Consider the following 11,698-nt stretch of genomic DNA (forward strand, 5'->3'; position numbering starts at 1 on the left):
CCCTCCTGGGCTGACCCCGGGTTCCTCCCCCGGAGCGAAGCCGCCGGGCTCATCGGACGGAACAGTGGAGCCATGAATCGGAGAACACTGCTGTCCTCGTGCGCCGGACTGGCCGCCGCCATGATCCCGGGTCCGCTCGCGCCGGTGGCCGTCGCGCGACCGAGGCGGGAGGAACCCGTGCGGTTCCAGCTGCCCGCCCCGAACGGACCGTACCCGCTGGGTACGGTCGCGCTGCACCTGGTCGACACCGCGCGGCCGGACCCCTGGGTGCCCTCCCGCCCCTTCCGTGAGCTGATGATCAGCATCTGGTACCCCGCCCGCGACCGCGCGGCCCGCCCCACTGTTCCCTGGATGCCTCCGGCGGCGGCCGACCGGTACCTGAGTCTCGTCGGCCTGCCTCCCGGCGGGGTACGACTGGGAGACACCCACGGCCACGAGGGCGCTCCCGTCGGCGGCCCACCGGGTCCCCTGCCCGTCGTGCTCTACTCTCCCGGCTCCGACGCGTCACGGTCGTTCGGCACCGGTGTCGTGGAAGACCTCGCCAGTCACGGCTTCCTGGTGGTCACCGTCGACCACACCTACGACGCGGCGGCGGTCGCCTTCCCCGGTGGACGCGTCGAGACGAATCCGCTGGGCGGGATCAGCGACTACGCCAAGGCCCTCGCGGTCCGTACCGCTGACATCCGCTTCGTCCTGGACCGGCTCGGCGTCCTCCGCTCCGGTGGCCACCCCGGTGTCCGCCGCACCCCGCTTCCCCCAGGGCTGCGCGGGGCGCTCGACCTGCGGCGCGTCGGGATGCTCGGCCACTCCTTGGGCGGCGCCACCACCTCCGCGACGATGCTCACCGACGAGCGGATCACGGCAGGAGTGAGCCTGGACGGGGGCGCGGCGGGCCCGGTGGTGGACGCCGGGCTCGACCGCCCGTTCCTGGTCGTGGACACCCCGGGCAAGGGCGGCATGGAGAGCAACCCCGCCCTGCGCGCGTTCTGGTCGCGTCTGCGCGGCTGGCGCCTGCATCTGACCGTACGGGGAGCCGCGCACCAGTCCTTCGGCGACGATGTGCTGATCCTGCCGCTGATCGCCCCTCTCCTGGGCAGGTCACCGGCCGATCTGGAGGAAGAGGTCGGGACGATTCCCGGGCACCGGGCACAGGCGTTCCAACGCGCCTACCCGCGAGCCTTCTTCGACCTCCACCTCCGCGGCCAGGGGCGGCTGCTCGACGGCCCCTCCCCCGACTTCCCCGAGGTCGACTACGCCCGGTGAACGCCTCGGCGCCGGTCCCGCCCGGCTGGGCGGCGTTTGCGAGGGACAGGTGAGGTCGGCTGGACACTTAGTCCAGATTGGACATACAGTCCAGTTCATGGAGTTCGTCGATGCGGGCACGGATCCGCGGGTGCGGACGCCGGGGCCGGCGACGACAGGCAGGCAGCGGCCCGGCCGATGACAACCGGGTTGTTCGGAAGGAAACCGCAATGACGAGCCACGCCGCCGAGGCTCGGAACGGATCTGGTGGGAGTGGGCATGGAGTTTGAGCTGGTCGAGGTGTTCGGAACCGGGCCCCTGACCGGAGGGCCGCTCGGCGTCGTCATGCTTGACACCACGTGTGACGACGCGCTGATGCAGCGTCTGGCTGCCCGCCTGGCCATGCCGGAGACCGTCTTCCTGCGCAGCGGTGACGACGGGGAGGTGGATGTGCGGATCTTCACTCCCTATGTGGAGTTGGGCTTCGCGGGTCATCCGCTCGTGGGAGCGGCCGCCGTGGCGGTGCAGCGGGGCCTGGCCACGCCCGGCTGGGTCGCGATGCGCACGCGCAGCGGGATCGTCCGCGCGCGGGTGGGACCGGGGGCGGACAGCGCGGTTCTGGAGGAACGGTCCTGCCGGGTGGGGCCGCCCGTCGTGCCGGATCTCGTGTGCGAAGCAGTGGGGCTTGCTTCGGATGCGGCCGCGGGGCCGGTGCGACTGGCATCGGCCGGGCTCGGGTTCGTCTGCCTCCCGGTGAGTGCCGCCGATCTTCGATCCGCACAAGCCCTGCCGCTCGAGGTCGCCGCGCTCGCCGAGCGGGTCCCTGGACTGGGCGACGTCTTCGGGGTGGCGGTGTTCGTTCCGCGGTTGCCCGAAGTTCGTTCTCGGGTCTTCGTTCCCGAGCCGGTGTGCGCGGAGGACCCGGCCACCGGCTCGGCCGCGCTGGCCGTGGCCGGATGGCTCGCGCACGAGGGGCGGCCCGAGGAGTCCCTGGCGTTCGAGATCGTCCAGGGCACGCCCGACCTCGGCTTTGCCAGAATGCGGGTGGAGGTCCGCGGGCAGGCCGATCGAGGCCTGCTCGCCAGCGTCGGCGGCGCGGTCCGCACCTTGGTCCGGGGGCGGCTCATGCTGGACGAGACGACCGACCGGGCCTGAGTCCCGCCGCCCGGGCGACCCACCCGGTGGCAGTCACCCGCCGGCGTTCTTCGTGAAGAAGCTCCCGGCACGGGAATCCGGAGTGCGGCGGGCGGACCGAACCGAGCGGAGGTCACATCACGGCCCCACCGCCCTCGGCCAGGGGCAGCGACTCCTGACCAGCGCGCCCGCGGCCCTCGCGGAAGGCGGCCAGTTCCTCGGCGGTCGGAGGATTCGCGCCCGGCCGGGTGCAGGTGACGGCGGACACCAGTGACGCCTCGTCCAGCAGTTCGCCGAGGGCGCGGGTATCGATGCCGTGCAAGCGGTCCGCATGGTCCACGCCGAGCAGCCCCCGACGGTACAGGGCGTCGAGCAGACCGGCCATGAAGGCGTCGCCCGCGCCCACGGTGTCCGTGACCTCGACGGGCACTGCCGGCCGGGCGACCGCCCCCTCCCGGCACAGACCCACCGAGCCGGTCCCACCCCGGGTGACCACGACCACGGCCGGGCCCAGGGCGAGCCACTCGCGGGCCACGTCGACGACGTCCCGACCGGGGTGGAGCCAGGCGAGGTCCTCATCACTGGCCTTGACCACGTCGGCCGACGCGACGAGTGACTCGATCCGGGCCCGCGCCTCCTCGGGGTGTCCCATCAGCGACGGGCGGCAGTTGGGATCGTACGAGACCGTGCAGCGGCCGCGGGCGCGCTCCATGAGGCGACGGACCGTGCCGGCACCCGGCTCCAGCGTGGCGGCGATCGAGCCGGTGTGCAGGCACGCGCTCCGGGCCGGCAGGCCGTCCGGCTCCGGACCGTCGAGGTGCCAGGTGATGGCGAACTCGTAGGTCGCGCCACCCGAGACGTCAGTGTGGGCGATCGCGGTACTGGTGGGGTGGTCGTCCACCACTCCCCCCACGAGGGCGACACCACTGCCCGCGAGGTGGGCGGCGAGCTGCGCGCCGTGGGCGTCCTGCCCGAGCCGGGTGAGCAGCGCTACGGGGTGGCCCAGGCGGCCGAGGCCGACCGCGACGTTGGCCGGGCTGCCGCCCGGATGCGCGGTGGTGGCGCCGTGGACGGACCTCACCAGGTCCATGACGGCTTCGCCGACGACAGTGATCACGTTCGGTCCTCCGGGGGGTGGGGTTTCGGTCCGGCGAGGTGTCAGATCGGGTTCCGGCGCAGGGCCTCGGCCATCGCGGGTTCCACGGGGAGACGGGGGATCAGGGTGGCCTGCACGGCGTGGTAGACGTCCGGCTTGCCGGGCCAGACGGTCGCGGCGGGCGTGTTCCACGGGGTCAGCTCGTGGTGCCAGCTGCCGCGCTCGCGGTCGATGAACGCCTCCTCGGCGTACCGCCACCACGTGCGGTACCAGTGCTCGTACTCGGCCCTGCCGGTGACCCGGTGGAGGACGGCGGCCGCGGCGATCGCCTCGGCGGCGACCCAGTGCATGCGGACGCGCACGGCCGGCGCGCCCTTCCAGTCCACGGTGTAGACGAACCCCGGCCGGCCGTCCACGTGCCAACCGTCGCGGACGCCGGCGGCGAACAGCGCTTCGGCGTCGTCGAGCAGCCAGGCGGGAGGGTTCGGCAGGCTCGCGCGCAGGCCGAGCATCAACCGTGCCCATTCGAACCAGTGACCGACGGTGCCACCGTACGGGCGGAACGGGTCGTCGGGCCGGTCCTCGTTGTACTCGTACAGCGGGGTCCAGTCGGCGTCGAAGTGCTCGATCACGCGCCAGTCGGCGGCGCGGGCGTGCTCGTGGACGATGTGCCGCACGATCCGCAGGGCCCGCTCGTGCCAGATGCTCTCACCCGTGACGTCGCCGGCCGCGAGGAACGCCTCGACGGCGTGCATGTTGCTGTTGGCGCCGCGGTAGGGCTCGCACACGCGCCAGGGCAGGTCCCAGGACTCGACCAGGCGGCCCCGCTCCTCGTCCCAGAAACGGCGCTCGACGACGCCGAGTGCGTCCGCCAGCAGCTCCCGGCCTCCAGGGCGCCCGGCGGCGGTGGCGCCGGCGGCGGCCAGCACGACGAAGGCGTGGGCGTAGGCGGACTTGTCGGTGGTCAGCGGGCGGCCGTCGCGGTCCACGCCCGTGTACCAGCCTCCGTGTTCACGGTCGCGCAGCAGGGTCGCCAGGGCGGCGATGCCGTGGTCGACCAGTCCGGCCGCGTCCCGGTCGCCGAGCAGGTGGGCGAGGGCGAACACGTGGGTCATCCGGCAGGTGATCCACGTGTGGACGGGGCCGTCCTCCTGTGCCCTTCCCCGGTCGTCCAGCCAGCCGAAGCCTCCGTCGGGCAGCCGTGCACCGCGGGCGAACCCGAGCAGCCTCGCCTGCTCGGCGCGGAGCCATGCGTCGTCGCCCGGCAGAGGGGTGCTGGAGGTCTCGCTGGACATCGTTCTCCTCGATCATGCTCGGTGCGGATTGACAACGTTGTCAGAGCGCGGTGCGTAGCATCACCCGCCTTCCCTCGGACTGTCAACAGCGGAAGGAGGCCGGGCGGGCAGGACGCCGGGAGGTCAGGACGCCGGGAGGGCAGGGCACCGCGCGCGGCGGGGCGCTCAGCAGGGAAGTTCGCCCGAGCCGCGCAGGACCAGCCGGGTGGGGATCTCCAGCCGCTGGGCCTGGGCCCGTTCGCCGCGCAGGCGGCGAAACAGCAGCTCCGCGGCCATCCGCCCCATCAGCATGGGGTCCTGGGCCACCACCGTCACCGGCACGGGGAGCATGTCGGCGAGTTCGAAGTCGTCGAAGCCGACGAGGGCGGTGCGTCCCGGGCGGGTGGCCAGGCTGCGGAGCACGGCGACCGTGGTCCGGTTGTTGCCGCACATGAGCGCGGTCACGGCCTCGGGCCCGGACAGCATGCGGTCGAGGGCGAGGTGGATGCCCACTGGCTCCGGTCGGCCCATCGCGAGCCACGCCTCGTCGACCCCGTGGCCGGCCTCCGCCATGGCCTGCCGGTAGCCGGCGAGGCGTTCGGCCGCGGTGAAGATGGCCGGGTCGTCGCCGAGGTAGCCGATCCGCCGGTGGCCCTGCCGGATCAGGTGTCCCACCCCTTCCGCCGCGCCGCGGCGGTTGGCGCTCAGAACGGTGTCCACGGTCAGGCCGTTCATCGGCCGGTCGATGCTGACCACGGCCGTGCCCGCGGCCAGTTCGGGGGCGAGGAAGCCGTGGTCGGCCGCGGTCGGTACGACGATCAGACCGTCCACTCGACGGGCGCAGAAGTCGAGGGTCAGCTCCCGTTCGCGGGCCGGGTCCTCGGCGGACGAGCCGGTGAACAGCAGGGACCCGTGGGAGCGCGCCACCTCCTCGACCGCCCTGCTGAGCTGCGCGTAGAAGGGGTCGGCGAGGTCTTCCAGGATCAGCCCCACGGATCTGGTGCGACTGCCCTGACGGAGGAGCCGGGCACCGTCGTTGCGGCGGAACCCCAACTCCCTGATCGCGGCGTCGACCCGGTCGGCGGTCTCCTCGCTGACGCCCGGCTCACCGTTGACGACGCGTGACACCGTCTTCAGTCCCACTCCCGCAGCAGCGGCCACGTCCTTCATGGTCGGCCGTGCGGGAATCCCGGAGCTCGTCCGCTCCGCCCTGTCCGGCATCACTCCAACCGCCCTTCTGGAGTCTCGTCCATCCTGTGATCCTACTGACAGCAGCGGTATTCGGACAACGTTGTCAAAACGGTCCGGAATCGTCCCGATCGGCCGGTCCGGCGCGTCGCGGGAGAACACCACCCGACCGGAGTGCCGGCGGCACGGGCTACTGTCGCGGAACGAGGCACGACGACACGGGGAGCACACCGGTGGGAATCGACGAGAGCGCGGAGCCCGGTGGCTCCTGGACGTGGCCGGTCGGGCTCACCGACGGACCGAGCCGGACATTGCTCGCAGCCGGCGAACTGTCGTGGTGCTACGCCCACCTGGACCTGCGAGCCACGTCGGCCGGGCCGCCGGAAGCGGCCGCCGGAGGGGTCCGGGCCGGGCCGGATGGCGGCGAGGCTCTCTTCGTCCTGGGCGAAGCCCTGTACTCGGCGGCCGGCGAGGACATCGCCGTCCTGCTCGACGGTGCGAGCGGTGCGGTGTACCTGGCCTGCCCGGACGAGAGCGGTGCGCTCCGGCGCGACCTGCTGGCCAGCAGTCCGCGCGCCCTGGTCGCCCTGGCCGTGGCGGTGGAGGCCGTCTCGCTGGCCGCCACGGGCGCCTACGAACGGGACGCGGGCGAGGACGTGGCGCCGTACGGGCCCGCGACCGTCGACGCCGCCGTCCGGCTCGGACTGCAGGAACTCCGCGAGGCCGACCCGGACCTCTGGCGGCGCACCGACGGACGGCCCGCCCACTGGGAGACCGCCTTGCGGATCCGCGCGCTCGCGTGGGGCGCCGAGCCGCGGACAGCGGACGGGGCGCCGCACCTCGTCGGACCGGACCTGGTCGAGGACCTCGCGGAGCTCGCCGGCGCAGGAACCGTCCGCCGCTTCCTCCCCGACGAACTTCCCGACCGGCTCGTCCACGCCCCGACCCGGCAGCTGCTCACCGAGGTCGGACTGCCGGTCTCCAGCCGCGGCGCCCTGACGGTGGCCGCCGAAGGGCCGCTGGTCACCATGGCGCAGTCCTTCCCCGACATCTACGCGGACGACGCGGAGGAGTCGACCGCCCGCCCGCGTCAGGGCGAGTACCTCGCGCTCGGCGGCTGGACGTACGACCTCGAAGCCGCCCTCGACGGCGCCACCGGGCGGATCGAGCTGCCGGACTGGCACGACGAGGACCAGCCCGCCCCCTACCTGCACCGGGACCTGGCCACGCTGCTCCACGTCCTGTGGACCTTCGAGCGGCTGCGCTTCGAACGCCGCCGCTCGACCGGCCTCGCCGCGTCACCGTGGGCCGTCTTCCGGCCCCGTGACCTCCTCGACGGTGTCGCGCGGTCCGTCCTGCGGGCCCTCGACCCTCAGGCATGGGCCACCGAGGACCAGTTCTGGCCGACACGCGCGGACGACTGCCACATGGGAGAGCTGATCGAATAGCGACCACGGCCGTCCGGCACGGAGCGCGCTGGACGGCCCCACCGTGGTGGCACCGGGCAGTGTCCCGTGGATCGGGTGGTCGCCCGGCGGGGCCGGAGACCGGGACAGCCGCTCGGCTCCCAGGGTGGGATCGCTCCGCTCAGACCGGCAGGGTCCAGCCGGGTCCGTCCTCGCTGCCGAGCCAGACCCGCTGTGTGCCTGCGGGCACCTGGCTCGGGCCCGGACACCTGAAGACCTCGACCGCATGCGCGACCTGATCCCGGGCGACTGGCTCAACGACTACCGCTGAAGCTCCCGGGTGCTTTCGGCGGGATGCATGCAGGGGAGCCAGTCGGGCGGCGGTTCCGGGAGCCGCCTCTGTCGGGTGACTTCTTCAGGTGTCGGCCGGGCGCCGGGGAGTGTCTGGCGGGGGACGCGGGTGCGAACCGATGGCTTGTGGGTTCCGGGCCCGCTGAACCGTGTCCCGGACAAGCGTGGGTCGGAAGGGCCCGGCCGCTGTCGTTCGACGCCGGTCCCGGGCGGGAGGTCCGCTCGCCGCCCGGGGCGGGCTGGTCAGAAGGACCGATAGAGGCCCTCGGGGTCGTCGTGTGCGGCCGCGGCGTATTCCTCGAAGCCCATGTTGGCGATGCTCAGGTTCGCGTGGATGTCATGGACTCCCACCGGGAGGGTACGGAACTCGCGGCCGTATTCGGTCGTCAGGTCGTAGTCCTCGTCGTCCTCGCAGTCCTCTCGCCGGATGGTGGTGACCGCGAGGAGCGCGTGGTGGGCGGACTGCATCGTTGTGCGGTCCGCGAGGAAGACGACGCTCAGGTTCTCGTCGGAGCAGACTGCCGCGACCGCCTCGTCGGCGGTCGCGTCCGCCCAGGCGGGGTCGTCGACGAAGTGGACACACGGCTCGTAGTGCCGGTCTCCCCAGGGCTTGGCCAGTTCCGCCACCACCGCCTGCCAGCTCGCGTCGTCCTGGTAGTCGGTCCGGACGACCAAGGCGTCGAACTCGTCGTGGCCGGTGACGGCGGGCAGCGTTCGCATGGATCTTTTTCCCTCGGTGTCGATCGGTGGATCCGTGCCGCGACCGGCTTCATGGGCGTCAGTTACCCCTGCGGCGCTGACACTCGTCCTGGCTGGCCTGGAACTTGAAAAACTCGGTGCCGCCGGCGAGGACGGCCGGGTGGGAGGGCCAGGTTCCGTCCCGCATGCGGCTGAACGGGGCGGCTTCGCCGGGCCCTTCCCGAAGGACCTTCAGGCCGTTCAGGTGCCGGCCTACAGGCCGGCTCTGGCGAGAAGGGCTTCTGCCTGTTCCCGGGTGAGTGCGGGTGGGGCGGGGGCCGGTTGGCGACAGGTGTGGCCGCGGTGTGCCAGCAGGAAGGATTCGACCGGATCGTCTGTTGTCAGGGTGGCCGTGAGCTGTTCGCGCAGCGCGGGGGGTGTGTCCGCGCGGCAGGCGATCTCGTTGCGGACCAGGATGTCGGGGTCCTGGGCGAGCAGGTCGCGCAGGGCCTCGGGAAGGTCGGGGTGGGCGGCGACGGCCCTGCGTACGCGGGGGTCCGGGTCGCGGGCCAGTTCAGGGGTCGGGGGTGAGTGCCTGGCGGCGCGGACGCGGGTCTGCGGATCGGCGAGGAGGGTGGGCAGCAGGTCAGGAGGAGGGGACCAGAAGGCGAGTGCGGCCCCGCGCACGCCCGGTTCGCGGTCCGTGAACAGGGCCCGGCGCACGGCCGGCGGGGCGTTGCGGCAGTGCTGGGGCAGCCAGTCCCGCACGCTGGGGTCCGGGTCCTCGGCAAGACGGGTCATCAGATCGACCGTCAGGTGCTCGTTCATCGTCAGGAACGAGCGCACCAGGGGGTCCGGATCGCCGGCCAGGCGGGCCAGCAGCCCGGGCGGCTCGTCGGTGGCACTGGCGGCGACCGCGCAGCGGATCACCGGCTCCGGGTGTTGCGCCAGGCGTGCCTTGACCGGAGCCGGCACCCAGCGGTTCATGGCGAGCGAGCGCGCGGAACCGAGGGCGATGATCTCCTCCATCTGCTCCCCCGTCAGGTCCCGGCGCAGCAGTGCCGCCTGGCGCCGGGCCACCGGGTGCCGCAGAAGGCGCCACACCATGGAGGCGGGCAGACCGTCCTGGGCTGCCAGCGCGCCGAGTTCCAGGTCCAGGTCCATGGAGCAAAGAGTAGACCGGTGATGGTCTGCACGTAGCCGGCCCGGCTGCCCGGGCAGAGTCCGGTGAGCCGGGCCGTGGTGGTGTACCCACGGGATGCGGGTCTGCCGGTGTGCCGCTGTGCCGGTTCGGCGCTCGGCCGGAGGCCGCGTCAGGCTATTCCGCTCCTGCTTCCTCCGGGGCCCACGGAATCGAGAGACTTGCGGAAGTCGAATCCGATCATTTCGTCCGGGCCGAAGGCCCCCGCTAGCCTTTCTGCCATGTGCGCACCCTAATCATGCGTCCGGACTTCAGTTGTGCCCCCATCAAGCGGGCGCCGCGGAAGTCGGGTTCAGCCAGCGACCATTCCCGGCCGAGCCCAGGTGCGTTCTCCAGCGCGAATGACATCTCCATGACCAGGGGGGGTAAATGAAACACGTTCGAATACGCCACCGGATCAGCATCCCGGCATTCGCGGTGCTGACCATCGCGGGGTCCGCCGTACTGGTACCGCCGGGAGAGGCGGTGGCCGTGTCCGGGCCTACCGATCATGTCGTCTTCTGGAACAAGGTCCTGCTCGACGCATACCGGCAGACTCGCAATACCGGTCCCGGGCCTCTGGCGCACGCGGGAGCCGTGATGCACACGGCGATCTGGGACGCGGTGGACTCCGTCACGCCCGCCGCCGACCGCCGGTTCCGTCCGTACCTGACCGTGGTGCCGGCTCCCGGTACCGCCTCGGTCGAGGCGGCGATCGACCAGGCCGCGCACGACACCCTGACCGGGCTCTTCCCCGGCTTCAACCCCGGCCACGACTTCGCCGCCGACTTCGACCAGGCCCTCGTCACGGCACGCGCCACCATCCCGGCCTCCGTCACCGTCACGGCCCGCAACCAGGGAGCCGCTGTCGGAAGCGAGGTGGCCCGGGTCGCGGTCGGGAACCGGCCCAGCACCACACCCGCCTGGGACCCGTCCTACACCCTGGACAACGTGCCCGGCGCCTGGCGGCCGACGGACGCGGGGCAGTCGGCCCCGGTCAACCCCAACTGGGGCCGGCTCGCTCCGTTCGCCATGACCTCCGGCGCACAGTTCCGTCCCCAGCCTCCCGCGCAGGCGGCCTCCTACGCGGCGCTGCTGGCCGACCCCGCCTATGCCGCGCAGGTCAACGAGGTCAAGTCCCTGGGCTCGGCCACTTCCACCACCCGCACCGCCGATCAGACCAAACAGGCGTTCTTCTGGGCCAACGACGTCGACGGCACCTACAAGCCGCCCGGCCAGCTGTTCGACATCACCCAGACGGTCGCCCAACAGAAGGGGCTGACCCAGACGGAGAACGCCAGGCTGTTCGCGCTGGTCGCGGTGGCGCTGGCCGACGCCTCGATCGTCGCCTGGGACGCCAAGTACGCGACCAGCATCGACCTGTGGCGCCCACAGAGCGCGATCCGGCTCGCCGACCCGAGCACCAACCCGGCCATCACCCCGGACCCGGCCTGGCAGCCGCTGTCCGTCAACCGGGCGGGCCAGCGCTTCAGCCCGCCCTTCCCCGCCTACGTCTCCGGACACGCCACCTTCGGCGCGGCCTGGGCCGGGGTGATGCGCGGCATCTTCGGCGACCAGGTCACCTTCACCGCCGGCACCGACGACCCTCAAGCGGTGGGAGCCACCCGCACCTTCACCACCTTCACCGCCGCAGCCCAAGAGGACGCCCTGAGCCGGATCTACCTCGGCGTGCACTACCGCTGGGACGCCGACGCCGGAGTGGCGGCGGGCAACTCCCTGGGCGCCTACGTCCGCGGCAACGTTCTCACCCCGGCGCCCGCCTATGTTCCCGGCGCCGGATGGACCTTCGCGGGAATCGCCGACTACGACGGCGACGGATACGCCGACACCATCGCCCGGGACGACGCGAGCGGCAGCCTCTACCTCTTCCCCGGGGCCGGAGACGGATACAGCAGCCGGGCGCGCGTCGAGATCGGAACCGGCTGGAACAACGTCACGTTCGCGGGCGTCGCGGACTACACCGGCGACGGCAAACCCGACGTCATCTCCCGCAACAACGGCAACGGCAACCTCTACGTCCACCCCGGGACCGGTGGGACGGGCCGCCTGGCCGCAGGCGTCGAGATCGGTTACGGCTGGCAGGACTTCACGTTCGCGGGCGTCGCGGACTACACGGGTGATGGGAAAC

Annotated in this window: 9 protein-coding genes; 4 read left to right on the forward strand and 5 right to left on the reverse strand. The window is 72.4% G+C overall.

The genetic code is table 11. The features are described from left to right. Positions 1–72 precede the first annotated feature (72 nt). Together ACFVVU_RS09540 and ACFVVU_RS09545 are read left to right on the forward strand one after the other, a co-directional pair. Entirely contained in the window at positions 73–1,263 is a 1,191-nt protein-coding gene (locus ACFVVU_RS09540; RefSeq protein ID WP_387788960.1) for an alpha/beta hydrolase family protein, read from the forward strand. 258 nt (positions 1,264–1,521) lie between these two features. Further along, a complete protein-coding gene (locus ACFVVU_RS09545) occupies positions 1,522–2,397 on the forward strand; it encodes a PhzF family phenazine biosynthesis protein (RefSeq protein WP_387788961.1) in 876 nt (291 codons plus the stop codon). Between the two features lie 112 nt (positions 2,398–2,509). Here the strand turns inward: ACFVVU_RS09545 and ACFVVU_RS09550 are convergent, their stop codons facing one another. The 3 genes from ACFVVU_RS09550 to ACFVVU_RS09560 form a co-directional block, all read right to left on the reverse strand. Further along, the gene (locus ACFVVU_RS09550; RefSeq protein ID WP_387788962.1) at positions 2,510–3,493 is read right to left on the reverse strand and encodes a carbohydrate kinase; all 984 of its coding nucleotides are present in this window, start codon (positions 3,491–3,493) and stop codon (positions 2,510–2,512) included. 41 nt (positions 3,494–3,534) lie between these two features. Beyond that, positions 3,535–4,767, reverse strand: coding sequence for an AGE family epimerase/isomerase (locus ACFVVU_RS09555; protein ID WP_387788963.1), 1,233 nt, complete (start codon positions 4,765–4,767; stop codon positions 3,535–3,537). Positions 4,768–4,932: 165 nt separating this feature from the next. Next, positions 4,933–5,967, reverse strand: coding sequence for a LacI family DNA-binding transcriptional regulator (locus ACFVVU_RS09560; RefSeq protein WP_387788964.1), 1,035 nt, complete (start codon positions 5,965–5,967; stop codon positions 4,933–4,935). 200 nt (positions 5,968–6,167) lie between these two features. Between ACFVVU_RS09560 and ACFVVU_RS09565 the strand changes: the two genes are divergently transcribed. After that, positions 6,168–7,382: an SUKH-4 family immunity protein gene (locus ACFVVU_RS09565; protein ID WP_387788965.1), complete on the forward strand. Its 1,215-nt coding sequence runs from the start codon at positions 6,168–6,170 to the stop codon at positions 7,380–7,382. 552 nt (positions 7,383–7,934) lie between these two features. Here the strand turns inward: ACFVVU_RS09565 and ACFVVU_RS09570 are convergent. Further along, positions 7,935–8,411, reverse strand: a complete 477-nt coding sequence (locus tag ACFVVU_RS09570; RefSeq protein ID WP_387788966.1) for a DUF6924 domain-containing protein — start codon at positions 8,409–8,411, stop codon at positions 7,935–7,937. A 231-nt stretch (positions 8,412–8,642) separates the two neighbouring features. Further along, positions 8,643–9,533, reverse strand: a complete 891-nt coding sequence (locus ACFVVU_RS09575) for a hypothetical protein (protein WP_387788967.1) — start codon at positions 9,531–9,533, stop codon at positions 8,643–8,645. Positions 9,534–10,149: 616 nt separating this feature from the next. Between ACFVVU_RS09575 and ACFVVU_RS09580 the strand changes: the two genes are divergently transcribed. Beyond that, the coding region (locus tag ACFVVU_RS09580) for an FG-GAP-like repeat-containing protein (RefSeq protein ID WP_387788968.1) at positions 10,150–11,698 on the forward strand (1,549 nt) is incomplete at its 3' end.

Source organism: Kitasatospora sp. NPDC057965, from assembly GCF_042887135.1.
GTDB lineage: Bacteria > Actinomycetota > Actinomycetes > Streptomycetales > Streptomycetaceae > Kitasatospora.